This is a genomic window from Rhodococcus daqingensis (genome assembly GCF_042665615.1).
GTDB classification, from domain to species: Bacteria; Actinomycetota; Actinomycetes; order Mycobacteriales; family Mycobacteriaceae; genus Rhodococcus_G; species Rhodococcus_G daqingensis.
Window position 1 is genome coordinate 16,215 of the sequence record NZ_JBHTCS010000012.1, and the last position, 24,571, is coordinate 40,785.

The 24,571-nt window shown below is 69.6% G+C and carries 25 protein-coding genes and 1 pseudogene; 14 read left to right on the plus strand and 12 right to left on the minus strand.

The genetic code is table 11. The annotated features are described in order from the left end of the window. The first annotated feature begins 13 nt into the window (after positions 1–13). A complete protein-coding gene (locus ACFQS9_RS10350) occupies positions 14–373 on the plus strand; it encodes an MmcQ/YjbR family DNA-binding protein (RefSeq protein ID WP_378404212.1) in 360 nt (119 codons plus the stop codon). Between the two features lie 19 nt (positions 374–392). On the opposite strand, the gene ACFQS9_RS10355 is transcribed toward ACFQS9_RS10350, so the two are convergent. Next, entirely contained in the window at positions 393–1,319 is a 927-nt protein-coding gene (locus ACFQS9_RS10355; protein WP_378404602.1) for a LysR family transcriptional regulator, read from the minus strand. A gap of 292 nt (positions 1,320–1,611) precedes the next feature. Between ACFQS9_RS10355 and ACFQS9_RS10360 the strand changes: the two genes are divergently transcribed. Further along, positions 1,612–2,679: an FUSC family protein gene (locus tag ACFQS9_RS10360; protein ID WP_378404214.1), complete on the plus strand. Its 1,068-nt coding sequence runs from the start codon at positions 1,612–1,614 to the stop codon at positions 2,677–2,679. A gap of 24 nt (positions 2,680–2,703) precedes the next feature. Here the strand turns inward: ACFQS9_RS10360 and ACFQS9_RS10365 are convergent, their stop codons facing one another. The 4 genes from ACFQS9_RS10365 to ACFQS9_RS10380 all read right to left on the minus strand — a co-directional run bounded on the left by ACFQS9_RS10365 (position 2,704) and on the right by ACFQS9_RS10380 (position 7,427). Beyond that, on the minus strand, positions 2,704–4,338 hold the full coding sequence (locus tag ACFQS9_RS10365) for a DHA2 family efflux MFS transporter permease subunit (RefSeq protein WP_378404216.1): 1,635 nt from the start codon (positions 4,336–4,338) through the stop codon (positions 2,704–2,706). Positions 4,339–4,482: 144 nt separating this feature from the next. After that, positions 4,483–4,926 carry an SRPBCC family protein gene (locus ACFQS9_RS10370; protein WP_378404218.1) on the minus strand — a complete coding sequence of 148 codons (444 nt, stop codon included), beginning with the start codon at positions 4,924–4,926 and terminating at the stop codon, positions 4,483–4,485. 4 nt (positions 4,927–4,930) lie between these two features. After that, a complete protein-coding gene (locus tag ACFQS9_RS10375) occupies positions 4,931–6,484 on the minus strand; it encodes a succinic semialdehyde dehydrogenase (RefSeq protein ID WP_378404219.1) in 1,554 nt (517 codons plus the stop codon). Positions 6,485–6,575: 91 nt separating this feature from the next. After that, a complete protein-coding gene (locus ACFQS9_RS10380; RefSeq protein WP_378404221.1) occupies positions 6,576–7,427 on the minus strand; it encodes a class I SAM-dependent methyltransferase in 852 nt (283 codons plus the stop codon). A gap of 47 nt (positions 7,428–7,474) precedes the next feature. Here ACFQS9_RS10380 and ACFQS9_RS10385 point away from each other — a divergent pair, with 47 nt between their 5' ends. Both ACFQS9_RS10385 and ACFQS9_RS10390 read left to right on the plus strand, forming a co-directional pair. Further along, positions 7,475–8,071 (plus strand): helix-turn-helix domain-containing protein, encoded by a 597-nt coding sequence (locus ACFQS9_RS10385; RefSeq protein ID WP_378404223.1) that lies wholly within the window; start codon positions 7,475–7,477, stop codon positions 8,069–8,071. A 22-nt stretch (positions 8,072–8,093) separates the two neighbouring features. Beyond that, the gene (locus ACFQS9_RS10390) at positions 8,094–9,596 is read left to right on the plus strand and encodes an adenylate/guanylate cyclase domain-containing protein (RefSeq protein ID WP_378404225.1); all 1,503 of its coding nucleotides are present in this window, start codon (positions 8,094–8,096) and stop codon (positions 9,594–9,596) included. A 10-nt stretch (positions 9,597–9,606) separates the two neighbouring features. On the opposite strand, the gene ACFQS9_RS10395 is transcribed toward ACFQS9_RS10390, so the two are convergent. Genes ACFQS9_RS10395 through ACFQS9_RS10405 form a run of 3 tightly spaced genes read right to left on the minus strand, consistent with a single transcriptional unit; the run spans position 9,607 to position 11,849 of the window. Next, complete coding sequence (locus ACFQS9_RS10395) at positions 9,607–9,888, minus strand: transposase (RefSeq protein ID WP_378404227.1); 282 nt, start codon at positions 9,886–9,888, stop codon at positions 9,607–9,609. A gap of 6 nt (positions 9,889–9,894) precedes the next feature. After that, positions 9,895–10,635: a DUF8176 domain-containing protein gene (locus tag ACFQS9_RS10400; RefSeq protein WP_378404229.1), complete on the minus strand. Its 741-nt coding sequence runs from the start codon at positions 10,633–10,635 to the stop codon at positions 9,895–9,897. Positions 10,636–10,679: 44 nt separating this feature from the next. After that, on the minus strand, positions 10,680–11,849 hold the full coding sequence (locus ACFQS9_RS10405) for an insoluble domain protein (protein WP_378404231.1): 1,170 nt from the start codon (positions 11,847–11,849) through the stop codon (positions 10,680–10,682). 507 nt (positions 11,850–12,356) lie between these two features. On the opposite strand from ACFQS9_RS10405, the gene ACFQS9_RS10410 reads away from it, so the two are divergent. The 3 genes from ACFQS9_RS10410 (at position 12,357) to rraA (ending at position 15,186) form a co-directional block, all read left to right on the plus strand. Then, positions 12,357–12,755, plus strand: coding sequence for a DUF5313 family protein (locus ACFQS9_RS10410; protein WP_378404605.1), 399 nt, complete (start codon positions 12,357–12,359; stop codon positions 12,753–12,755). Between the two features lie 402 nt (positions 12,756–13,157). Next, positions 13,158–14,612 (plus strand): RNA-guided endonuclease TnpB family protein, encoded by a 1,455-nt coding sequence (locus ACFQS9_RS10415; RefSeq protein WP_378404233.1) that lies wholly within the window; start codon positions 13,158–13,160, stop codon positions 14,610–14,612. Between the two features lie 94 nt (positions 14,613–14,706). Further along, positions 14,707–15,186 (plus strand): ribonuclease E activity regulator RraA, encoded by a 480-nt coding sequence (gene rraA, locus ACFQS9_RS10420; protein ID WP_378404235.1) that lies wholly within the window; start codon positions 14,707–14,709, stop codon positions 15,184–15,186. Positions 15,187–15,309: 123 nt separating this feature from the next. On the opposite strand, the pseudogene ACFQS9_RS10425 reads toward rraA, so the two are convergent. The 3 genes and pseudogenes from ACFQS9_RS10425 to ACFQS9_RS10435 all read right to left on the minus strand — a co-directional run. After that, positions 15,310–15,729 (minus strand): annotated as a pseudogene (locus ACFQS9_RS10425) (L,D-transpeptidase); the annotation flags it as partial. A gap of 147 nt (positions 15,730–15,876) precedes the next feature. Beyond that, positions 15,877–17,268 carry a CitMHS family transporter gene (locus ACFQS9_RS10430; protein WP_378404237.1) on the minus strand — a complete coding sequence of 464 codons (1,392 nt, stop codon included), beginning with the start codon at positions 17,266–17,268 and terminating at the stop codon, positions 15,877–15,879. Positions 17,269–17,354: 86 nt separating this feature from the next. Continuing rightward, entirely contained in the window at positions 17,355–18,323 is a 969-nt protein-coding gene (locus tag ACFQS9_RS10435; RefSeq protein ID WP_378404239.1) for a Bug family tripartite tricarboxylate transporter substrate binding protein, read from the minus strand. Between the two features lie 200 nt (positions 18,324–18,523). Here ACFQS9_RS10435 and ACFQS9_RS10440 point away from each other — a divergent pair, with 200 nt between their 5' ends. Both ACFQS9_RS10440 and ACFQS9_RS10445 read left to right on the plus strand, forming a co-directional pair. Next, positions 18,524–20,128: a sensor histidine kinase gene (locus ACFQS9_RS10440; RefSeq protein ID WP_378404240.1), complete on the plus strand. Its 1,605-nt coding sequence runs from the start codon at positions 18,524–18,526 to the stop codon at positions 20,126–20,128. After that, a complete protein-coding gene (locus tag ACFQS9_RS10445) occupies positions 20,125–20,790 on the plus strand; it encodes a response regulator (protein ID WP_378404242.1) in 666 nt (221 codons plus the stop codon). The genes ACFQS9_RS10440 and ACFQS9_RS10445 overlap by 4 nt, the downstream gene beginning before the upstream one ends. A 9-nt stretch (positions 20,791–20,799) precedes the next feature. On the opposite strand, the gene ACFQS9_RS10450 is transcribed toward ACFQS9_RS10445, so the two are convergent. Beyond that, entirely contained in the window at positions 20,800–21,390 is a 591-nt protein-coding gene (locus ACFQS9_RS10450) for a TetR/AcrR family transcriptional regulator (RefSeq protein WP_378404244.1), read from the minus strand. A 99-nt stretch (positions 21,391–21,489) separates the two neighbouring features. On the opposite strand from ACFQS9_RS10450, the gene ACFQS9_RS10455 reads away from it, so the two are divergent. The 5 genes from ACFQS9_RS10455 to ACFQS9_RS10475 all read left to right on the plus strand — a co-directional run bounded on the left by ACFQS9_RS10455 (position 21,490) and on the right by ACFQS9_RS10475 (position 24,562). Continuing rightward, positions 21,490–21,897: a VOC family protein gene (locus ACFQS9_RS10455; protein WP_378404246.1), complete on the plus strand. Its 408-nt coding sequence runs from the start codon at positions 21,490–21,492 to the stop codon at positions 21,895–21,897. Positions 21,898–22,140: 243 nt separating this feature from the next. Continuing rightward, positions 22,141–22,932, plus strand: coding sequence for a phosphatidylethanolamine N-methyltransferase family domain-containing protein (locus ACFQS9_RS10460; protein ID WP_378404248.1), 792 nt, complete (start codon positions 22,141–22,143; stop codon positions 22,930–22,932). A gap of 252 nt (positions 22,933–23,184) precedes the next feature. Further along, complete coding sequence (locus tag ACFQS9_RS10465) at positions 23,185–23,625, plus strand: type II toxin-antitoxin system RatA family toxin (RefSeq protein WP_378404250.1); 441 nt, start codon at positions 23,185–23,187, stop codon at positions 23,623–23,625. Beyond that, a complete protein-coding gene (locus tag ACFQS9_RS10470) occupies positions 23,622–23,894 on the plus strand; it encodes a phosphopantetheine-binding protein (protein WP_378404252.1) in 273 nt (90 codons plus the stop codon). The genes ACFQS9_RS10465 and ACFQS9_RS10470 overlap by 4 nt, the downstream gene beginning before the upstream one ends. Continuing rightward, positions 23,894–24,562, plus strand: coding sequence for an isochorismatase family protein (locus ACFQS9_RS10475; RefSeq protein ID WP_378404254.1), 669 nt, complete (start codon positions 23,894–23,896; stop codon positions 24,560–24,562). The genes ACFQS9_RS10470 and ACFQS9_RS10475 overlap by 1 nt, the downstream gene beginning before the upstream one ends. The last annotated feature ends 9 nt before the right edge of the window (positions 24,563–24,571 follow it).

Sequence of the window (24,571 nt, forward strand, 5' to 3'; positions counted from 1 at the left end):
CTATAACTGCCCCATGCCCTCCGAGCAGGATGTACGCACGCTGATGCTGGCCCTCCCCGAGGCGGAGGAGATCGTCGTCGACAACTGGGGCAACCAGCCGACCTTCCGGGTGCGCAAGAAGATGTTCGGCCTCGTCGGGTACGGCGCCCCGACGGCCTGCCTCAAGGCCACCCGCGACGATCAGGCCGCGCTGATCCAGGAGGACCCCGACACCTTCCTGGTGGCGCCGTTCTTCGGGCGCTGGGGCTGGATCGACGTCGTCCTCGACCGGGTGGATCCGCAGATCCTGGCCGAGCTGGTCGAGGAGGCCTGGCGCCTGACCGCGCCGAAGCGCGTGGTCGCCGCCTACGACCGGGAACGCGGGGAGCGCTGAGCGCGCCGCGGCGTGACCGTCAACCGCCCGCCCGGATCGACGGAATCCCGAACGCGTTGTCGATGCCCGCGCGGCGCGCCGTCGTCACCAAGGCCCGGGCCAGCACCGAGCCGGGCTCGATCGCGCTGGTGACGAGCGCGATCCGGGCGGTGACGGACGGATTGTCCAGGCGCAGCACCCGCGCACCGGCGGGTGGGCGCAGGGTGCGGATCCAGGTGTGCGGAACAATGGTCGCCCACCGTCCGGTGCCGACGTGCGCGAACAGAGCCACGACGGAGTCCGTCTCCAAACGCGGTGAGACCGAGAGGCCCCGCGTGGCCAACGCGTCGTCGACGAGCCGGCGGCCCCGCATTCCGGCGTTCAGCAGGCACATCGGGAGCTGGAGTGCGTCCGGCCAGCTGATGGCGTCCGTCTGGCCGGTGAGCAGCTCGCTGCCGGCCACGAGGACCTGCTGCTCCTCGTACAGCGGGATCACCTCGAGGTCGGCCGTGTCCTGCCGGTCCGGGTAGACGATCCCCGCGTCCAGCTCGAAACGGCGGATGCGTTCGGCGATGTCGGCCGAACGCAAGCTCGTCTCGAGCTGCACGCGCACCAACGGGTGCTCGGCACAGAACGGATCCGTGAGCAGGGCAACGGTGCTCGCCGCGGCCGGGATCACCCCGAGCCGGAGCTCGCCGGTGAGCCCGGCCTGCAGTGCCGCGACCTCCTGCTTGAGCGCATCGTGATCGGCGAGGATGCGCCGCGCCCACAGCACGAGCCGCTCGCCTTCGGGTGTCAGACCCTCGAACTTCTGCCCGCGGCGGACCAGCGGGACCTTCAGCTCGTGTTCGAGCTTGCGGATGGCCTCGGACAGCGCCGGTTGGGACACGTGGCAGGCGGCGGCGGCGCGGGCGAAGTGGCGTTCCCGGGCGAGTGCGACGAAGTACTCGAGCTGGCGGAACAACATGACCCATTCGACCACGCCCGATCCCGCCCGTGGTGCCGGTGATAGGCGCGGCCGATCACGTCGTCGGCATTTCCGCTTTGACCGGTGGGCGCCCGGTCGGGCAGCCTCTTCGTGGGCCGGATCAATCGCGGACGACGGAAGCCGGAGGGTCGTCCATCCTCGTGGTGACATCAATCTTGCTGCTGTGCATGGATTTTGGCCGAGTCTTGGCTTCGGCCGGTGGGCGGGCTCCGATGCCGCGGCGCCTCGCCGTCCACACCCCCTGCCCATCACCGACGATCGGAGAGCCGCCATGCACGGTGTCCGGGCACACGTGCGGCGCCTCGCCGTCGTCGGACCCGCAGTGAACGACCACCGGCACGCGCTGCGGGTCGCGGTCGGGCTGGCCGTCCCCGGCCTCGCGCTGGTGGTCAGCGGACACCCCGACCTGATCATCTACGCCGTCTTCGGCGCCGTCACCGGCATGTACGGTCGCGCGGAAGCGCACCGGCGCCGAATCGAGCATCAGGCGCAGGCGGCGGCGATCCTCGTCGCCGGCGTGGCCACGGGCGTCGCGCTGTCCGGCGTGCACGCCGGACCATGGGTCCTGGTGGTCGCGACGGTCGTGTTCGCCACCGTCGGATCGGTGGTGACCGATCATCTCGCGCTCAAACCCGAGGGGCCCTTCTTCGGCATCTTCGCGCTCGGCGCCGTCGCCGCGGTCCCGGCCGGCCGGGTCGCGCCCTGGGCCGCGGTGTCGATCTGCGCGGCAACGGCGCTGCTGTGCCTGCTGATCAGCTTCGCCGGCTCCTACCGAGGGCGTCTGCGCGACCCCGATGCCGTCTCCCCGGCGAGGGCCGCGACGCGACCTCGACCGTCGGACACGCTCGTCCATGCCGCCCGCTACGCGTCGGCCATCACGATCGCCGGCATCGGCGGCCTGTTCCTGGGGATCGACCACGCCAACTGGGCGATGGCCGCGGCCGCGGTGCCGTTGGCCGCGGCCGATCCGGTCAGCCGCGTCCACCGGGGTCTCCACCGCATCGTGGGCACGTTCGCCGGCCTCGCCGTCACCGCGGTGCTGCTGCTCCCCCGTCCGTCCGAGACGCTGCTGGGCATCTGCGTGATGGCCCTGCTGTTTCCCACCGAACTGTTCATGGCGCGCCACTACGCGCTCGCTCTGGGGTTCTTCACCCCGCTGATCATGGTGATGACGGATCTCGCCGCCCCCGGCGAACCGTGGGCGCTGCTCGCCGACCGCGGCATCGACACCGTGATCGGCGTCGGCGCCGGCATCGCGGTCGCCCTGATCATCCGCGGGCCAGGGCGCGGGCAGGACTCGGATCAGAACATCAAAGTCGCCGTGTACCCGGCCGCGTGAGCCGGGCTGCCGGTACCCCTGCCCCTACTCCCGGCGGGTGCGCGCGTTCAACGCCGTCGCGCTGACCAGTCCCAACGCGAGGAAGCCCGAGGCGACGAACAGGGCGGTGCGGGTCGCGTCGCCGAATCCCTCCGACAGCGCCGCGGTCACCTCGGGCCCGGACGGGCCGAGCTTGCCCTCGTCGCCCTGCTCGCGGATCCCCGAGATGGTGCCGCCCGCCGAGTCCCTGGTCGCCGTGACCAGCTGTTCCTGCACCGGCGGCGGCACCGCCGTGACCGGCTCGAGGCTGTCGGCGAGGTTCTGCGCCAACGAGATCGAGAGCACCGCGCCCAGCACCGCGGAACCGAGCGCGGCACCGAGCTGGCGCACGGTGCTCTGCGTCGCCGAGCCCTGGCCCGACTTCTCCGCCGGGATGTCGGCGAGCACGGTCCCGGTCAGCTGCGCCGACGCGAGACCCAGGCCGGCGCCGTACACCGCCAGCAGCACGGCGAGCAGCCACGGCGACACCGTGGCCGAGATGAACAGCGCCACCACGGCCACGCCCACCGCCTCGAGCGCGAGGCCGAGGATCACCGTCTTCGGCGCGCCGATCGCGCCGGCGACGTGCCGGGCCGCGGCGCCGGAGCCGAAGGCGCCCAGCGCCATCGCGGCCAGCACCAGGCCCGCGCCCATCGTGGTCAGGCCGAGCGCGTTCACGAGGAACAGCGGGAGCACCAGCAGCAGGCCGAACTCGCCGATCGCCACGGTCAGCGCGGTCAGGTTGCCCCAGCTGAACGTCGGGACCGAGAACAGGCTCAGGTCGAGGATCGCGGAGCGGTGGCTGCCGCGGGCCCGGTGCCGCTCCCAGACCACGAACAAGACGAGGGCGGCGAGGCCGATCGCGCCGACGACCGGGACCACCGACACCGGTGCGTCCGCGGGCCATTCGATCCCGAACACGCTGAACGGGGCGATCGGTGTCCACCAGCCGAGGCTCTGCCCCTCGATCAGCGCGAAGATGACACCGCCGAAGCCGATCGCGCTGAGCAGCAGCCCGTCCACGTCGAGGCCGGGCTCGGTGATGGTGGCCTTGGTCTCGCGGACCGCGTACAGGGCGCCGGCGATCACCGCGAGGCCGATCGGGATGTTCACCAGGAAGATCCACGGCCAGGTGAAGTAGGTGGTGAGCCAGCCGCCGAGCAACGGGCCGACCGCCGCCATGCCCGAGATCACCGCTCCCCACACGGCGAACGCCACGATCCGGTCCTTGCCGCGGAAGGTCGCGTTCACGCTGGAGAGGGTCGTCGGGAGCACGAAGGCGCCACCCACACCCTGGATGACGCGGGCGATGATGAGCGAGGTCGCGCTGGTGGCGAGCGCGGCGAACGCGCTGCCCAACAGGAACACCAGCACGCCGAGAATGAACATGCGGCGGCGGCCGAGCCGGTCGCCGAGCCGCCCCGCGGTGAGCAGCAGCGCTGCGAACACCACCGAGTAGACGCTGTTGACCCACTGGGCGTCGGTCAGGTCGAGATCGAGGTCGGTGATGATCACCGGCAGCGCGACGCCGACGATGGTGCCGTCCACCACGATCATGGACAGTCCCGCGGCGAGCACCCCGAGCCCGATCCAGGCGCGACGGTCGGCCCTCGGCTCCACGTCGGTCGACTCGGCGGTCATCGGGTGCCCCTTCCACGTGAACAACGGGCGCCGAACGGCGCCACCGCGATTCCATCACCGCCGCCGCTCCATGTCGCCGCGAAATGCCGAGGGCGCGCCGAGTTTCCTACTTTCGATGGATTGCCGCGGCGGGACCGCGGTCGGCTAACCCTCCAGGAACGCCTTCATCCGCTCCAGCGTGGTCTGCATCCCCGCCTGCATCAGCGCGTCCCGGTCACGACCGAGCACTTTCGAGCGCTGCACGAACCGCACCCACAGCGCGGGCGTCCCGTAGAGCTCCCTGGTCTCGGTGAGCCGGGTGCCGGTGCCGTTCGGCTCGATGAGGTAGCTCCAGCGCGCCTTCGGCTCGTCCGCCTCGAACGAGAACCGTTCGCCCGGAACCACATCGACCACCGTGCAGTGCGTGGTCCAGCGCACCACACCGTGCCGGTTGCTACCCGTGAAGGTCGCACCGACGGTCACCGGCTCACCGCCGGTCCACCGGCCGCCGGTGTTCTCCGGGCTGAACCGGCCCATGCCGGCGATGTCGGTGACCAAACCCCACACCGCCGACGGCGTGGCCTCGATGAGGACGCTCGCGCGATCCATCCGCTCAGCGTCCGGGGACGTACTGCAGCACCTTGATGAACGGCGCCAGCACCTTTGCCCACACCTTCGGCGGAAGTCCGCGGGGCCCACCGAGATTCAGCACGCGCGTGGTCGCGATGGTCTGCGACTCGGTGTACTTGAGCAGGCCCTCGGGACCGTGCCTGCGGCCGACGCCGGACACACCCATGCCACCCATCGGCGCCGCGGTGCTGCCCCAGGCGGGCGCGTAACCCTCGTCGACGTTGACGGTGCCCGCGCGGACCCGGGCGGCGATGGCCTCACCCTCGGCCTTGGTGCCCGCCCAGACACTGGCGTTGAGGCCGTACTCGGTGTCGTTGGCCAGCCGGATCGCCTCGTTCACGTCGGCGACCGGATAGATCGACACGAGGGGGCCGAAGGTCTCGTTGCGGGCGCACTCCATCTCGTCGGTGACGCCGGTGAGCACGGTCGGCTCGTAGAACAGGGGGCCCAGGTCGGGGCGCGCCTTGCCGCCGGCGACCACGGTGGCGCCCTTGACGACGGCGTCGTCGACGTGGCCTGAGACGGTCTTGACCTGCGCCTCGGAGACGAGGCTGCCCATCTCGATGCCGAACTCGTAGCCGGGGCCCAGGGTCATGTTCCGGACGCGCTCGCCGAAGAGCTTGGTGAACTCGTCGGCGACCGGCTGCTCCACGTAGATCCGCTCGATGGAGATGCACAGCTGGCCGGAGTTCGAGTAGCAGGCGCGGACCGCGGCATCGGCCACCTCGCGCAGGTTGGCACCCTTGGTGACGATCATCGGGTTCTTGCCGCCGAGCTCGGCGGAGAAGCCGATCAACCGACGGCCGGCCTGCTCGGCGAGCAACTGGCCGGTGGCGGTGGAGCCCGTGAACATCAGGTACTCGGTGTTCTCGACGATCGCGGTGCCGACCACGGAACCGGGACCGGGGACCACCGCGAACACCTCGCGCGGCAGCCCGGCCTGGTACATCAGGTCGACGCAGGCGAGCGCGCAGTACGGGGTCTGGCTGTCCGGCTTGATCACCACCGCGTTGCCTGCCATCAGGGCGGCGATGGCGTCGGACACCGCGAGGGTCATCGGGTAGTTCCACGGCGAGATGACGCCGACGACGCCCTTCGGGTGGTGGTGCACGACGGTCTTGGTGAGGCCGGGCAGCATGCCCTGGACCCGCTTGGGCTTGAGCGCCTTCGGGGCGAGGCGGGCGTAGTACCGGGCGGTCATGGCGATGTCGAGGACCTCCTCCAGGGCCGCGGCCCTGGACTTGCCGGTCTCCGCCTGCGCCATGTCCATCAGCGCGTCGCGGTTCTCGAGCACCAGCTCGCGGTAGCGGTGGAAGACGCGGGCGCGGTCGTCGGCCGACCGCGCGGCCCACTCCCGCTGGGCCGCCCGGGCGCGCTCGATCGCGGCGACCGCGTCCTCGGCGGTACCGACCGGGACGGTCGTCAGTTCGCGGCCGGTGAAGGCCTCGACGACGGGGCGGGTCGGTCGGCTCGCCGCGTCCGGGATGGCGATGAGGTCGGCGAGCCGCGCGAAGGTCGCGGCGGACGGAGCAGGCATTTCGTACCCCTACTGGTGAGTAGTTCTTGCGGTTACACACAACCTACCTGGTCCGTGTCCGGCGTCACAGGGGCAGTGCGCGCCTCGGCCCTCAGGGGCGACGCGCCGCCCACCCGGTCCGGCTGCCCCGGAGCCTCAGGTCGCTGCGCCGCTCGAGCGAGCCGGGGTGGTCACCCGCCAGGAGCTGGTCGAGTGCGCCGAGATCGTCGGCGGCCAGACTGTCGCCGAGGGAGGCTCGGACGCGCGTGAGGAACGTGTGCGCGTACCGCGCCATGCTCGCCTGCGCGGGACTGACGTCGAAGGCGAAGGTGCGCTGCTCGACGAGGTCGAACCCGGCCGCGGCCAGGTGTGGCCGCCAGTCCGGGTGCGCATTCCAGTTCGCCCGGGCGATTGCCTCGTGGCATCGCGATTCCAGTCCGGGTCGGCCCACACCCACGTCATCGGGCAGGAAGCGCGGCAACGCGTCCATCTCGACGACCGCCAGCAGGCCGCCCGGGTTCAGTGCGTCGTAGATGTCGCGGAGCACCCGGTCCGGGTCGGCAACGTGATGCAACGACAACGCGGCCCAGGCGACGTCGACCGCGCCGACAGCCGGCCACCCTGCGTCGAGATCGGCCTGCACGACGCGCAGCCGGTCGACCAGACCGCCCGCGCGGGCCGACGCCTGGAGGCGCTCGAGCATCACCTCCGATGCGTCGATCGCGATCACCTCGGCCTCGGGGAACCGGCGGGCGAGCGCCAGGGTGCCGGTACCGGTCCCGGCACCGATGTCGGCGACCGCACGCGGGGCGGCGGGGGCGAGCCGCCCCACCCAGTCCGTCACCTCACCCAGGCAAGCTCCGTGGACCTCCGCATCCAGGTCGAGCATGTCCGCGAGGCCCGCCTCGTCGTGGTGGCCGTGATGGCCGTGGGGGTGTCCGTGCTGGTGGGAGTGCTGCGTCATGGCTCCACCCTAGGTGCGTCATGCTCTGTAGGCATACCATCTTGCCTATGACGCAAGAAGTCACCATGGACGCCATGATCCGGCAGCGCATCCGCGGCCTCCGCCTGGCCCGGGGCTGGTCGCTGGACGCCCTCGCGGCACGCTGCTTTCTGAGCCCGTCGACCCTGAGCCGCATCGAGACCGGGCACCGCAGGATCGCCCTCGATCAGCTGGTCCCCATCGCCCGGGCCCTCGGCACCACCCTCGACCAACTGGTCGAGTCGGCCGACGACGAGGACGTGGTGATCCGTCCGCAGCCCGAACACACGCCGGGGGTGACGACCTGGCTCCTCTCCCGCGACCGCGCCCTGCCGGGTGTGACCGTGGCGAAGATGCGCATCACCCCGGAGCGACCGACCGGAGCCGATCAGTTGGGGGTGCACCCCGGTCGCGACTGGTTCACCGTCCTGTCCGGCACCGCCCGACTGCACCTGGGCGAGCGGACACTGCTGGTCCAGGCAGGCGAGGCGGCCGAGTTCTCGACGATGGTCCCGCACGCCATCGGGGCGCACGAGGGTCCGGTGGAGATTCTCACCATCTTCGACCGCGACGGGGAACGCGCCCACCTGCACGGCCCGGACGACGCTCGGCACCCGCAGCGGTAGGACTGACGACTAACCTGGACTCATGGACCCACCGGGGACCAGGTACGTCGAGCGCGACGGTCACGCGCTGGCCTACCAGGTCGTGGGCGAGGGCGGCGTCGATGTGGTCCTGTACCTCGAGATCGGCCTGCACCCGGACCTGATGTGGACCGACCCGCACATCAACAACCTGTTCGAGCGCGGTGCCACCTTCAGCCGCGGCGCGTGTTTCCAGCGCCGCGGGTTCGGCCTGTCCGACCCCGTCGATCAGGTCCCCACCCTCGAGCAGCAGGCCGACGACGTCCTCGCGGTGATGGACGCGATCGGCATGCGCCGTGCGACCTTGGTCGGCATCGGCAGCACCTGCGGCGCCCTGGTGCTGCTGGCCGCCCGCGCGCCAGAGCGGGTGACCGGCCTGGTGCTGCAACAACCGTTCATCGAGGGCATGCTCCGCGAGGGCCCGGACATTCCGCACGGCTGGGATCCCGACACCCTGGCGCGCTATGTCGCGGGGTGGCGGGCCGTCTACGAGAACTGGGGGTCGGGCCGGCTCATGTCCATGTGGGATCCCAGCCAGGACTCGCCCTTCAACCGGCGCCTGCTGGCGCTGCTCGAGCGCAGCTCGGCGTCCCCCTCGACCGCCCGCGCGCACCTCGAGTGGCTGCTGCGGATCGACTGCTCCGACGCCCTGCCCTCCGTCCAGTGCACCACGCGCGTGCTCCATCCGGCGGCGAGCTCGATGCCCGAGGGGGTCTCGCGGTACGTCGCGGACACGATCCCGCACGGCACGCTGCACATGCTCGCCCCCGCCGCGCCCGGCTCGTCACTCGGCGAGGCCTGGGTACCGATCATGGACCACATCGAACGGGTCGCCACCGGCTCCGGCCGGCCCGTCGACGCCGACCGGTACCTCGCCTCGGTGCTGTTCACCGACGTCGTGGGGTCAACCGAGATGCTCGCCCGGATCGGCGACCACCCGTACCGCGACCTGCGCGCGACCCACGAACGCCAGGTCCGCAACGAAGTCGAACTCGCCGGCGGCCGCCTCGTGAACGTCGCCGGCGACGGCACTCTCAGCGTGTTCGACGGCCCGGCCGCAGCGGTCCAGTGCGCGCGCATCATCAGCCACCAGGCCGCGGAGCTGGGTCTCGCGGTGCGCGCGGGCGTGCACACCGGCGAGGTCGAGGGGATCGGCGCCGAACTGACCGGGATGACCGTGCACATCGGCGCCCGGATCGGTGCCGCGGCCGGACCGGGCGAGGTGCTGGTTTCGCGGGCCGTGCGGGACCTGGTGGTCGGGTCTGGGCTCTCCTTCGTCGACCGTGGACCGCACGAACTCAAGGGCGTCCCCGGCCGATGGTGGCTGTACGCGCTCACCGCCCCGGACACCACAACGGACGTAGCGTCCTGCCCCGTGACGCGAAAACACCTGGACCTCAGCATGATCGACCGTGCCGTCCTGAGAACGGCGCGCCGAGCTCCACAGGTGCTCCGGGCCGCGGTCGGGATGGCCAATGCCCGTCAGCGGCGCCGATCGCTGCCGTGAGCCATCCGGGTCAGGTTCCGAGCGAAATCCGTTCGCTCAGTTCCCGATTTGCCTGCCTGAGCCGACGGATCTCGCTCTCGAGATCCCGAACCCGCTGAGGAAGGTCTTCCTCCGACACGACCCGCGGCCGGCCCAACTCGTCGTTGACCCAACGCACCACGGTGTTCACGTGCGCGCCCACGTCATCGGCGATGGCGGCGCAGCATTCCAACCGGGACCGATACTGGTCGCGGGTCTGCCGATAGGTCGTGACCGCCCAGGTGCGGGTCGAATCCGTGTAACCGCGACTCATGTCGGGTCACTTCCCCTCTCGAAGTGTGATGGAGGTGATGGCGGCACCGGTCGGCGACCCCGGGTCCTCCGCGGTGGTGAAGGTGTGCCGGTAGTGATTGGCACTGTTGTCGGGCCTGCGGTCGAACACGTCGACCGCGTACCTGCCCTCGCCGGTCCGATTCACCAGAACGCAATGCGTTGTGCCGACGGGGATCTGGGCGATCCCCTGCCCGATCTGCTCCGCGCTGGCGACGAGCGCATTGGGCGCGACGAAGGTGCGGGCACGGGCGCCGTCGCGGGCCACGTAGTAGGCATCCTCGAAGCCGGCGATCGCGGCGGCGCCGCGGTCCGACGAATCGGACGAGATCACCTCACCGTCGGCGAATCCGGCGCACCACGCCGGATCCTCGGACTCGGCGGCCGCGCCGGTCGGGGTCGCCGGCGAGGCAGCGGCCTCCGACGACCCCCGATCGGCCAGCAGCAGCGCGGTCGCGGCGCCGCCTGCGACGAGCACCGCCACGACGGCGGCCAACACCAGGTCGAACCGGTGTCGCCGCAGCCATCCCGGCGGGGACTGCGGCGGCACCCATCCGGTGTCCACGACCGGCGGCGCACCGTCCTGCGGCTTGTCGAACCAGGAACCGGCGGCATCGGTGTCGGAGGTGACCGCCTTCGGCCCCGCGATCGGGACCCACGGGGGCGGGCGACGCTGGTCGGACGGCGAATCGCCGAACCCACCGCCCGTCGGCGGCTGTCGTGTGCCCACGGTGTCGGACCTCCTGTTGCGGATGCGCTGGCTGCCGGCCGACCCTAGACGGCCAGGCCGTCCCGGCCGGCGGCCAGCGCCTCACCGACCATGCCGGCGACCGGACCGAATGCGTGGTTCAGCTCCACCGCGGCGGCGTCGAGCCCGGCGATGACCTGCTCGCCACCCGGCTGGGCGAGGGTGGCCTCGCGGGCCGCGACCGCCTGGCCGGTGACCTGCTCCGCGAGTTGCGGGGCCGCGACGACCGCGTCGACGACTGCCGTGGCCGCGGCGGGCTGCTCGATGGCGAGCCGGGCGTACTCCTCGCCGGCCCGCAGCTTCAGCGCCGCGGCATCGGGCTCGGTGACACTCGGCAGAACGAACTCGGTCGGGGTGCCGAGGCTGTCGCCCGCGCCGAACGCGGTGCCGGTCAGACCACCGGCCACGCCACCGATGACGGCGCCCGCCGCTGCTGCGGGGATTCCCGCTGCGGCGGCACCGATTGCGGCTCCCGCGGCGGTGCCGGCGACGCCGGTCGGAATGGAGGCGAGGCCTGGAATCGGGTTCGGGAGCATCAAACCAACGCCCGCACCCTGGATGCCACCGATGGTGCCGCCGACGAGGCCGCCGACAGTCGCAGCAGGGACACCGAGGGCGAGGGCACCCGTTACTGCACCGGAAGCGGCGCCGCCGACGGTGGCCGCGGCGATCCGGTCACTGCGCTCGGCGTCCACACCGATCGACTTCCAGAAGGTGTTGACCTGGGCCTCGATCACCGAGGAGGTGTTGTTCGTCCGGTTGAGGTACTCGTCGGAGAGCCAGTTCGGCTGATCGGAGACGAAGTCACCGATCCGCAGCCGCTCCTTCGGCGCCTCGATGGGGGCCACCACCTCGACCGCGACGGGCAGGTGCAGCTCCTGGATCTGAACCGGCGCGACGGGCTCGGTGTACTCGGTGTACTCGTAGGTGGGCACCGGCCGGGTGGGCACCTCCGCGTACTCGGCCGGCGGGGCGATCCAGTAGGTCTTCGGCTCGTCGACGACGGGCTCGGCCTCCTGCACGGGCTCCGGCGCGGATTCCGCGACCACGCCCGGCTGCTCGGCCTCCGGCACCATCACGCCCGGCTGGGCGAAAGCCGGTCCCGCACAGGTGATCGCGATCGCCAGCGGTATCACACCCACCGCCGTCGCGCGCTCGGTGCGAGCGCGATGACGGGCGCCACTGTGGTGCTTCATGGGTCTCCTTCGATGTTTCGTGGTGGTGGCACCACCACGTGAGGTCGCGGTGGAGCCGACACAATCCGAGGCCGCCGTGAACCGCGCGCGGCGCGGTCGTCGGCGTGGCCGAGGTTGGATGACTTGGTTCTTGGGTCAGCGAAGAGGAGACGGGCCCCGTCGGCCGAGGGCGCGACGAGTGGGCGCCACAAGGCGCGGGACGCTGTAGATGACCTGATCCGGCGCAAGGCGCGGGACGATTCCCCCGAAGTGCATATTCCCCCCGGAATACGTTTGCCGGCTCCGACGCGGAGCCGGTCGTGCTGCGGTGTTGCCGCCGGCGTCGGTACTACCGGCCGCCGGAACTCCCGGATGGGAGCAAATCAGGAATTTAGGACACGTACCGGTCGGTCTGCAAGTTCCGCTCTCGCCATCGTGACTCGAAACACCGTGGTCCGCACCTCCGGAGCGGGCCGGTGCGGCGACGAGCGGGCGTTCGGGCCGGTCACGGTGCCCTACCCTATGACCATGCCGGACCAGCGCAAACCCTCCTTCACGCAGTACCTCGGCTACCTGTTCGGCCGGACCCTGCCCGACTCCATGCAGGACTGGGTACGCAACGACCTGGTGGGCCCCGGCGCCTCGGTGCGCTACGTGCTGCGTTTCACAGTGCCGCTCATCCCGCTGTTCCTGGCGTTCTATCTGCTCATCCCCGGCGAGCGGTGGATTCCGCTGGCGATGATGGCTCTGCTGCTGTTCCCGGTCCTGTATTTCGCGATCGCGCTGATGAACATCTACCGCAGGCACCGACTGCTCGCCCACGGCCTCGACCCGGAACTGCTCAACGAGAAGGCGCAGCGTCGGGCGGACAGCACCCGCGACGACTATGAGCAGCGCCACGGTCGCGGCGGGCCCGCGGCGAACTAGACGGCATGGGCTGGCTACATAATCCTCAATCCGCATCGGGATCACGCTCGATATCTAGGCCCGCGAATCCGCTCCAGCCGCCCCATTCCGTGCTGCGATAGCTAAACCCCGCTTATCGGACTGCCAACGTGTTCGATACCGACACGCGCGTCACCACCGCGGGTCGTTTGATCAACAGGAAGCGGCGTCGAGGATGCCGGTCAAGGACGCCGCCCCCTCTGCCCTCTTGACAAACCGATTCCACATCGGCACGTCTCCAAACGGTGAGTCGTCGGGTCCGGCTCACCTAGCGTGCCCTCGTGGCACCGTCCGTGCCCAGTCTGGTAAGTCTCCGGCCTGCTGGCGTTTGTGTCCACGCCTGGAGTCGTCATCGTGTCGGTGGTCGCCTGCACACTGCGGGGTGTGGTGCGGCACACGACGTTCCGATACTGCCTCGACCCGACGGTCGAGCAGCAGGCGGTGCTGGCCCGGCATGCCGGGGCGGCGCGGTTCGCGTTCAACCAATCCCTGCGCGCGGTCACGACGGCGCTGTCCTGTCGTCGCACCGATCCCAATGTGGTGGTGCCGTGGTCGGGGTTCGACCTGATCAACGCGTTCAACGCCTGGAAGAAGACCGCGGACGCCGGCCGGGTGTTCGTCGTCGATGCCGACGGGGTCGCGGAGATCCGGGTGACCGGCCTGACGTGGCGCACCGAGGTATGTCAGCAGGTGTTCGAGGAGGCTGCCGTGGACTGCGGCCGCGCCCTCGCCGCGTGGTCGGCCTCCCGGACCGGGGCACGGAGGGGCCGGAAGGTCGGGTTCCCGCGGTTCAAGAAGAAGAATGGTGGACCGCCGTCGTTCCGGCTGCGCAACAAGCAGCGGATAAGCGGCAGGTCTGCGATCCGGGTCGGTGACACCCGGCTGCGGTCGGTCACCCTGCCCAGTATCGGGGCGGTTCGGGTGCACGACGACACCCGCCGGCTGCGCCGGCTGCTAAGCAAGGGGCGGGGGAAGATCCTGTTCGCCACCGTCGGCTTCCGGGGCGGACGGTGGTGGGTCAGCCTGAACGTCGAGGCCACCGAACTGCACCCAGCACACCACCACCCGACCCGTGCCGAACAGGACCGGGGTGGCTGGGTCGGGATCGACCGCGGACTGTCAGCGTTCGCTGTTGCCGCCACCGCCGACGGCCGTGAGGTAGCCCGCATCAAAGATCCACCGAAAGCCCTCGCCGCGGGGATGCGCCGTCAGCGGCGCCTCGCCAAAGCCGTCTCCCGAAAGGAGAAAGGATCACACAACAGCAAAGCTGCCGTCGCCCGACTGGGGCGGCACCACCGCAAGGTTCGCGACATTCGCTGGCATTTTCTGCATGAGGTGTCGAACGCACTGGTCAAGACCCACGACCGGATCGCGCTCGAGGACCTGCATGTGACTGGGATGCTGGCCAATCATCGGCTCGCCCGCGCGATCTCCGACGCCGCCTGGGCGGAGTTCGCCCGCATGCTGCGCTACAAACAGGCCTGGCGACATGGTGATATCGCCGTCGTCGACAGGTGGTTCCCCTCGAGCAAAACCTGCTCGACCTGCGGCACCGTCAGCACCGGCCTGACGCTGTCGGATCGGGTGTTCGTCTGCCCGAGGGGACACCGACTCGATCGTGATCACAATGCCGCGATCAACCTCGCCGCCTGGGCCGAGAACCAACACCACGGTCACGATCACGATCGCCGTGAGGGGTTTGCCCGGGCCCGGGACCCCCAAGCAGGAGGCCCGGTCATCAACGCCCGCCGACAGGACGGCCCTGGCCCACACCCTCGTGTGGGTGAAACCAGCCTGGAAGACGCGGGAACCGACGCTCACCCCACACCAGGGACCTGAGCCGACGACGCCCGAGAAGGGCGGTGCCTCACAGGAACGAATCGTGAGACACGCTTTAGGGTGGATGCGTTCAACAACACGAAGGGAAGAACAGATGACTGAGCAGGTAGCGACCGCAGATCTGGCCGACGAGATCGGCCCCGACATCCGCAGCTGTGACACTCAGTTCATCCAGTTCGGTGGCCGCGCAGTGTTTTCCGGCCGCATCACCACCATCAAGTGCTTCCAGGACAACCTGCTGGTGAAGCAGACCCTGGGCGAGCCCGGCAACGGCGGCGTGCTCGTGGTCGACGGAGACGCGAGCGTGCACACCGCGCTGGTCGGCGACATCATCGGCGGCAAGGGCGTCGCCAACGGCTGGGCCGGCGTGATCGTCAACGGCGCGGTCCGCGACTCGGCGATCCTGCGCACGCTGGAGATCGGCATCAAGGCCCTCGGCACCAACCCGCGCAAGAGCACCCAGACCGGCTCCGGCGAGAAGAACGTGCCGGTCGAGTTCGGCGGCGTCACCTTCAATCCCGGCGAGATGGTCTACAGCGACGACGACGGTGTCGTCGTCCGCGCGGAGGCGTAACCCCCCCAACCCCGAGTGCGCACCTGCCGGAGCATCCGCCGAGTGCGCGACGCGATAGGTGCACACTCGGCGGGTGCGCGCGGAGATCTGCACACCCGGCAGGGGCGCGGTGGGCTGGTCGTTTCAATCGACCACGGTGACCAGATCGCCGATCTGGACGTTCTCGTAGAACCACCGCGCGTTCTCGGTGCCCAGGTTGATGCACCCGTGGCTGACGTTCGCGAACCCCTGCGAGTCGACCGACCACGGCGCAGCGTGCACGAAGATGCCGCCCCACGTGATGCGGACCGCGTACTCGACATACAGCCGATACCCCTCGGGCGCGTCGATGGGCACGCCGTAGGTCGACGAGTCCATCACCATGTCGCGGAACTTCTCCAGCACCCGGAAGGTCCCCAGCGGGGTCTCGTAACCGGGCTTACCCATCGAGGCCGGCATGGTCCGCACCGGTTGGCCGTCAATGCTGACCGTGAACTGGTACGTCGAGACGTTCACGACGGCGGTCGTGTCTGCGGCCGCGACGGCCGCGCCGCCGAACTCGAACAACATCATCGCCGCGACGCCGAGAAATACCCGGGAACCCAGCCGTGTCTTCTTCCGCATGGCCGCCACCCCTTCGAGACGACGCGGGCAAGCGCTCTTCCCAGTTAAGCACTCCGGGACCGAGCGGAACAGGCCCGATGTCGCGGATCAGCCGAACGGGATCTGCCCGAGCAGGACGCCGACGACGAGCATCGTCAGCGAGACGACCGTCGCACGCCACAGCACCTTCTTGTGATGGTCGGCGAGCCCGACGCCGGCCAGCGTGACCAGGAGCAGGATCGCCGGGACCAGCGGACTCTGCATGTGGACGGCCTGGCCGGTGATGGAGGCGCGCGCCATCTCCACCGGCTCGATCCCGTACGTGGCGGCCGTTTCCGACAGCACCGGCAGGATGCCGAAATAGAAGGCGTCGTTGGTCATGAAGAACGTGAACGGGATGCTCAGCACGCCGGTGATGACGGCGAGGTATGGGCCGAGCGAGGGCGGGATGATCCCCATCAGCCAGCTCGCCATCGACTCGACCATCCCGGTGCCCTGGAACACGCCCGTCAGCACGGCCGCCGCGAACACCATCGCGACCACGGACACGATGCTCGACGAATGCCGGGCGATCGCCTCACCCTGCTCCTTGACCTGCGGGAAGTTCACGGCCAGCGCGATCGACGCGGCGATCATGAAGAGCACGGGGATCGGCAGGATGTCGATCACCAGCACGGTCAGCAGGGTGATCGTCAGGGCGGCGTTGAACCACAACAGCTTCGGTCGCAGGGTCGGGCGGTTCGGGTCGAGCCCGTCGATGAAGCGACCGGTCACCTCGTCGTCGCCCGCGTCGGCTCCACCTCCCCCCGCACCGGTGCTCGCGGCGCCGGAGCCGCTGCCGCCGCTGCTCGCGCCGACCAGCACCCGCTCCGACTCGAAGACCAGCGCGCCGATCCGGCGACGCTCCATGACACCCAGGTGCAGTGCGAACAGCAGCACAATGATCAGCCCGGCGACCAGGGACGGGATCATCGGAACGAAGACGTCCGAGGGCGAGACTCCGAGGGCCGTCGCGGCGCGCACGGTCGGACCACCCCACGGCAGGATGTTCATCGTCGCGTTGGCCAGGCCCGCCACCACGGTGAGCACCACGGGGCTGACCCCCAGCTTCAGATACAGCGGGAGCAGCGCCGAGGTGACGATGATGAACGTCGTCGACCCGTCTCCGTCGAGGGAGACCACCAGCGCGAGCACCGCGGTGCCGACCACCAGGCGGGCCGGGTCGTTGCGGACCAGGCGCAGGATGAACGAGACCAGTGGATCGAAGAGCCCGACGTCGATCATGATCCCGAAGAAGATGATCGCGAAGAAGAGCAGGGCCGCGGTGGGCGCGAGGCTCTTGATCCCGTCGGTGATCATGTCGCCGATGCCCAGGCCGGCGCCCGCGGCGACACCGAACGCGACGGGGACGAGGATCAGGCCGACGACGGGCGTGGCCCGTTTCGACAGGATCAGATACATGAACAGGCCCACCATCAGGAAGCCGAGTGCGACCAGCATTGTGTTCTCCTCATTTCGGGTGGGCCGAGTCTCGGCCGCGAGCGTGGGTGGTCGGCCGGTGTGCGCCGGCGAGCGTTGTGCAGATGTCAGCTGGCGGGTCCGCCGAGCGCCCGCGCGACGCGGGCCTCCTGCTCGACGAGGAAGTCGGCGAAGGCGTCGCCGGTGAGATAGGCATCCGACCACCCGTTGCGCGCGAGCACGTCCCGCCAGCGCGGATCGGATCGCAGCGCGTCCACCAGCCCGATGACGTCCTCGGTGTCCGACGCGGAGAGACCGGGCGGAGCCACGATTCCCCGCCAGTTGGTCAGTTCGACGTCGACGCCCTGCTCACGCAGGGTCGGGGCATCGACGGCCGGTGATCGAGCACCGGTGGCAACCGCGAGAACCCGCACCGCACCCGAGCGGATCTGATCCAGGTACTCGCTGATTCCCGTTGTCGCAGCGACGACTTCGCCGGTGAGCAGCGCCGGAAGCAGTTCCCCGCCGCCGTCGTACCGCCGGTAGTCCAGGTTCGCCCGGCCGACGCCGGCGGCGTCGGCGAGCTCGAGCGCGAGCATCCCGTCGGGCCCGCCCTCGGCCGAGCCACCGCCGATCGAGACAGCGGCCGGGTCGTCGGACCAGTGGTGCAGCAGCTCGCGCACCGACCTGTACGGCGACGCCGCGGGCACCAGCACCGCCTCCGGCTCCTCGACCAGCCGCGCGATCGGGGTGATGTCGGCGAGCGAGTACTCCGACGGCAGCGTGTGCAACGTGCCGACCAGTCCGAGGCCCATCATGAGCAGCAGGTCCGGGTTGCCGGACTCACGGGCGACGCGCGAGAGCCCGACGATCCCGCCCGATCCCGGGATGTTGAAGACCTCTACGTCGGCGATCCCCGCGTCGCGCAGGACGGCGGCGGCGCTGCGCGCAGTGAGGTCGTATCCACCGCCCGCCAATGACGGCACCGCGATGCGCACGCTCGGACCTCCGGATTCGGGGGTGACGGCCGCGCAGCCGACCAGGCATGCGGCGAGCACCGCACCCGCGAGCCGGGCGGCCCATCGTGATGCCTTCATCACCCCTCCTTCCCTTCGGTCGACGCCTCGTGCTGGCGTATGACCTGATTCTGGAACGAGAGTGTGATCGGCGTCACCATTGAGTACGCAGATTCATTTGTGGTCATTGTGGTCACGGTCCGCCGGCAGCGGGATCGGTCGAGTTGGTGCCGGCGAGCAGTAGTGTCGGCCCAGCGAGGAGAAGGAGGGCCATTCCGGCGATGACACGCAGGGGAAAGGCGAGCCTGGCTCGGCAGCTGCTCGTGCTCCAGCTGCTCATCATCCTCGGCGTCCTCACCGGCGTCGTCGCAGTCTCGCTCGCGCAGTCGGCGCAGTCGTTCCAGCGCGAGGAGAGCAGGCACGCGCTGTCCGCGGCCGAGACGTTGGCCGCCAACCCGACCGTCCACGAACTGCTCCCCCAGGCGCAGCCGCGGCTGCGATCCGCGCTGCCGGTGGTCGCCGAGTCGGTGCGTTCGGTCTCGGGCTCGTCGCACGTCAAGCTCGCCGACGCGAACGGCACGGTGGTCACCTCGACGGACCCGGACCTCGTCGGGCAGCCCCTGGAGCTGGGCGGCTCGACGGCGCTCGGGGGCCGAGCATGGACCGGCCTGCTGGACACGGCCGACGGCCGCACCCTCGAGGCGCACGTCCCCGTGATCGGGCCCGACGGCGAGCTCGTCGGGGTCGCCGTGGTCGGGCAGGACTACCCCTCGATGTGGCAGCGCCTCCAGCAGGCCGTGCCGAATCTTCTTGTCTACCTTGGTGTCGCAACGTTGGTGGGCGCGGTCGGCTCGCTCCTGCTGTCCCGGCGGGTCAAGCGACAGACGCTGGGCATGGAGCCGCGCGAGATCGTCGAACTCGCCGAGCACCGCGATGCCATGCTGCACGGGCTCAAGGAGGGCGTGCTGGCGGTCGATCTCGAGGATCGCGTCACCGTGGTCAGCGACAGCGCCCGGCGGCTGCTCGGCCTGCCCGACGACGCGGTCGGGCGCCACCTCGACGACCTGCCGATCGAGCCCCGGCTGCGCCAGGTGCTGGGCGAATCCCAGCCCGGCGCAGATCAACTGGTGCTCGTCGGCGACCGGATCCTCGCGCTCAACCGGATGCCGATCCTGTCCAGGGGCACCCCGATCGGCTCGGTCACCACCCTCCGCGATCGCACCGAACTCTCCGCGCTGGAGGAGGAACTGGGCGCCAGCAAGACGAGTTCCGACGCGTTGCGCCTGCACATCCACGAGTTCAACAACCAGCTGCACACCATCTCGGGACTGGTGCAGCTGGGCGAGTACGACGAGGTGGTGCGGTTCGTCGAGGGGCTCACCGTCGCGCAGACCCGCCGACAGGACGAGGTGACCGATCGGGTCGCCGACCCCGGTCTCGCCGCCCTGCTGATAGCGAAGTCCGCTGTGGCCGAGCAGATATCGGTCGCGGTAAGGGTGGACGCGGCATCCGACCTGGGCCGGGTCGACGACGAGCTGTCCCGCGACCTCACCACCGTGGTCGGGAACCTGGTCGACAACGCCGTGGAGGCAGTGGGCGGGGAGGCGGACCACCAGCGCCGCGTCGTCACCGTACTCATCACGGAAACCCTTGACCGCGTGGATGTTCGGGTCACCGATCGCGGGCCCGGGGTCGGCGAGGCGGGCGACCGGGTCTTCGAACAGGGCTGGAGCAGCAAGACGCCAAGCGGTGGTCCCGGTCGCGGCTTCGGGCTCGCACTGGTCCGGTGGACCTGCCGGCGCCGCGGCGGAGACGTGACGGTGCAGTCCGGACCGGAGGGCGCTACGTTCACCGCGGAGCTGCGCAAGGAGGCCGGGCGGACATGATCAGGGTGCTGGTGATCGACGACGACTTCATGGTCGCGAAGGTGCACAGCGGATTCGTCACACGCACAGAGGGATTCGAGGTGTGCGGCGTCGCGCACTCGGCGGACGAGGGCCTCGCGTTGGCCCGGGACCTGCAGCCGGATCTCGCCCTGCTCGACGTGCACCTGCCCGGCACCTCCGGCCTCGACCTGATCGGGCCGCTGCGACAGGCGGCTCCGGACCTCGACGTGCTCGTGATCACCTCCGAGCGGGAGGCGGACTCCGTCAAACGCGCGCTCCGCAGCGGCGTCGTGCACTACCTGATGAAGCCGTTCTCCTACGAGACGCTGCGCGAACGCCTCGAGCACTATCGGCGCACCTACCGGCAGCTCGACGAGCGCGACGAGGCGGGCCAGGCGGACGTGGACCAGGTGTTCGGCATCACCAGCGCGCGGACGAGCCTGCCCAAGGGCCTGAGTGCGGAGACCCTGCGGCTGGTCGAGGACGTGTTGCGCAGCTGCGAGGGCGACCTGTCCGCGAACGAGGCCGCCGCGCGGCTCGGCCTGTCCCGGGTGAGCGCGCGCCGGTACCTCGAGTACCTGAGCGAGCACGGGAAGGCGCGCGCAAGCCTGCGCTACGGAGAGGTCGGCAGGCCGGAGCGCCGGTACTCCTGGCAGCAGTGACCGCCGGGGTCAGCCGTGGCGCAGGGAGCCCAGCAGACGGTCGAGCGTCGCCAGCGCCGAGATCCGGTCCCGATCGGGTGCCTCCGACTCCGCCACCCAGAGCACCGCCTCGTTCATCGCACCGGACAGCAGGTGTGCGGCCGGCGCGGCGAGTCCGGGAGCGATCGTGCCCTCCGCCTGCAACTCGCCGAGCACCTCCTGCAGCAGCCGGCCCGAGTTGGCCGCGTCGAGCTCCCGCCAGCGTTGCCAGCCGAGCACGGCCGGTGCGTCGATCAACATGATCCGATGGACCCGGCGGTCCGAGCCGGCCCGGACGAACTCGTGGCAGCCCTCGACGAGCGCGTCCCACAGCGTCCCAGCCCCGGCCGCGGCGTCACTCACACGCTCCGCGACCTCGCGCTGCACCTGTTCCACCACGGCGTCGAACAGTCCGGCCTTACTGCCGAAATGGTGGTAGACCGCACCTCGCGTGAGCCCGGATTGCCGTGCGACGTCGTCGAGTCCCACCGCGCCGTACCCGCGGTCGGCGAACATCTCAGCGGCGACCGCGAGCAGGGCTCGTGTCGTCGTCGCGGTCTGCTCCTTCTTCGACGGACTCAATCCGACCCCTTCGGTGACCCATTGATACAGACGCAGTGTATGCGTATGGTGGTTCAGACACATACATTGCGTACGTATCTAACTTGAGGGGAGGCCTTCATGGCCGACACGAGCTTCTACCCGGTGATCTGCACGGATGCCGTCGGCGAATCGGCGGACTTCTTCCGGCGCTGGTTCGACTTCGAGTCGACGTTCGAATCCGATTGGTACGTAAGCCTTCGACGCGAACCCGGCGTCGAGCTCGCGATCCTCGACCACACCCACGAGACCATCCCCGACGGGTACCGCTCGCGCGCGCAGGGCCTGATCCTCAATTTCGAGGTCGACGATGTGGACGCCGAGTACGAGCGCCTCGTGACGCTCGGACGCCACCCCGCGGTGCTCGACATCCGCACGGAGGACTTCGGGCAGCGGCACTTCATCATCGCCGCCCCCGGTGGCGTCCTGATCGACGTCATCACCCCGACCGCACCCACCGCCGAGTTCGAGCAGCAGTACGCCCAGTAGGGCCCGGCCTGCGTTCAGTTTCGACCGTCGACGGTGAGCGGGGCGCGCCTCCGAATGGCGCGTCCCGCCTCGTCTTCGTGGCCAAACCAAGCCATTGCCAGGGCCTGTCGCGGGAGCACCGATCGCTCGATAGCGCAGCGGACAGCGACGAGACGTGGTAGAACGTGTTCCAGTTTGAGCGTCGCATCCGGCGGCGCCGCCTCGACGTGGCCGAGCCGGCCGCTCGCACGATGAAGGACCTCGATGCACTGGTACACCGGGAACACGGTCTACGACACCGTCCTGACGATCGCCTTCGCCTTCGCCGCATTCGTGATCGTCGGCGGCTTCTTCGCCCAGAGTTCGTACGGCCGATTCAGCTCGACGAACCTCGGGTTCAACCTCAACCCGAAGCTCGGCTGGTGGTTGATGGAGATCCCGGCAACGGTGGTGTTCGCCGTCTTCTTCCTGACCGGCCCGAACCGGTTCGAGCCCACCTCGCTCGTCCTCGCCGGGATCTGGCTGCTGCACTACGCGAACCGCGGCTGGTTCTTCCCGCTCTCGATCAGACAGGTCCCGGGCAAGCGCAGCACCTTCAACGTCTCGGTGATCGGCATGGGCATGCTGGTGACCTGCATGCACGGCTACCTCAACGGCGCCTTCTTCAGCCACGACTACCTGGGCCAGTACGGGACCGCGTGGCTGACCGATCCCCGCTTCCTGATCGGCGTGGTCATCTACCTGTCCGGGTTCGCGTTGCTGGTCTCGTCCGAGTCGATCGTGCGCAACCTGCGCGACAAGAAGAACCCGGGCGCGACCGAGTACAAGATCCCGTACGGCGGCGGGTTCCGGTTCGTCACCAGCCCGGCGTACCTCGGCGAGCTGATCGCCTGGGCCGGTTTCGCGCTGCTGACGTGGTCGCTGGCGGGCGTCGTCATCTTCCTGATCACCGCGGGCAACCTGATTCCCCGGGCCATCGCCACCCACAAGTGGTACCGCGAGAAATTCGACGACTACCCGACCGACCGCAAGGCACTGGTGCCCTACCTGGCCTGACCCGTATCCAAAGTTCGGGAGCTTGCTCGAAAACTGAACCATAACTGCATATTTGGCGTGAAGCCCTGCTGTCGGCAGTTCCCGGGCACGGTGGGTGACTCATCCCAAGGGATGAGGAAGGGCACCCGTGCCGGTGGTCCGAGCCACCTCTGTCGGTGATGGAATCCCGGCCTCCGACCGCGCAGGCTTGGAGGTGTTCACCGAACGGGAGCGACGACTCTCGTCGACACCCCGGAGAAAGCAGACGGATTCATGCCGAACGTACTCATCAGCCGGACCATCACCGCCTCCACGCCCGAAGCGGTCTTCGCGCAGCTGCGCGACATCGAAAAGCTCCCGCAACGGTCCTCGATGGTGCGAAGCGTGGAAATGACCACCGCCACCGACGGTTCCATCAACAGCGAATGGGAGGTGCTGTTCCGCGGCGGAATCATGCGCTGGACCGAAGCCGACGACTTCGACGACCGGCATTTGCGCTACGGGTTCCGCCAACTCCACGGCGACCTCGCCTCGTTCGAGGGCTATTGGCAGGTCAGCGGCGCTGGCAACAACGTGCTCGTCGAGGTGTACACCGAGTTCGACCTGGGCATGCCCAGCCTCGCCGAGATGCTCAACCCGGTTGCCGCTCGGGCACTCGAGGACGCGATGGATGAACTCCTCACCGCCCTGACCGAGTCTCGGAGGACGGCATGACCATAACCCTCACCCCAGACCGCGTCATCGCAGACATTGCGGACATCCTCGAAATCGGCCCCGCCGAACTATCCGACGATTCGAACCTACTGGACTTCGGAATGGACTCGATCCGGCTGATCAGCCTGGTCGAACGATGGCGAGCACTCGACGCCCGCGCGGACATCGCCGCGTTGGCCACCGTCTACCTGCTGTCCGACTGGCTCGCGGTCATCGCCGGTGGATCATCCGAAAGCGCCCCGGCACCAGCACAAACAAGGGCACGATAGTGGCACTCCCGAAGTCGGTTGCATACGACATCCCGGCCAGCGGGCCCGTCAACCGCGCCCGCTGGGAAGTCGACCCCGCGGCAGCCGTGCTTCTGATCCACGACATGCAGGAGTACTTCATCCGCGCATTCGACCGAGACTCGGATCCGGTGGCCGCCGTGATCTCGAACATCACATCGCTGCGAAGGGCCGCACATTCGGCGGGTGTGCCGGTGGTGTATTCCGCGCAGCCGGGAGATCAATCACCGGGACAACGCGCGCTCCTCACGGACTTCTGGGGAGCCGGGCTGTCCGGCGAGCCGGCCGACACCGCGATCGTCGACGCACTCGCACCCGCGCCGCAGGACGTGACCCTCACCAAATGGCGGTACAGCGCGTTCGCCAAGACCGACCTGCTCCAACAGATGCGGCGCTGGGGGCGCAATCAGCTGATCGTCACCGGCGTGTACGCCCACATCGGCTGCCTTGCAACGACAATGGACGCCTTCATGCACGACATCCAGCCCTTCCTGGCCTTCGACGGCGTTGCCGACTTCAGCGAAGCCGACCACATCGCGGCGATGACATACATCGCCGGTCGGTGCGGCGCTGTGCATTCCGCCGAGCGGATCGTCGCGATGATCGACCGACGCGGGGCTTCGTCAGATCAACCCGAAAGGGCGGCATAGACCATGTGG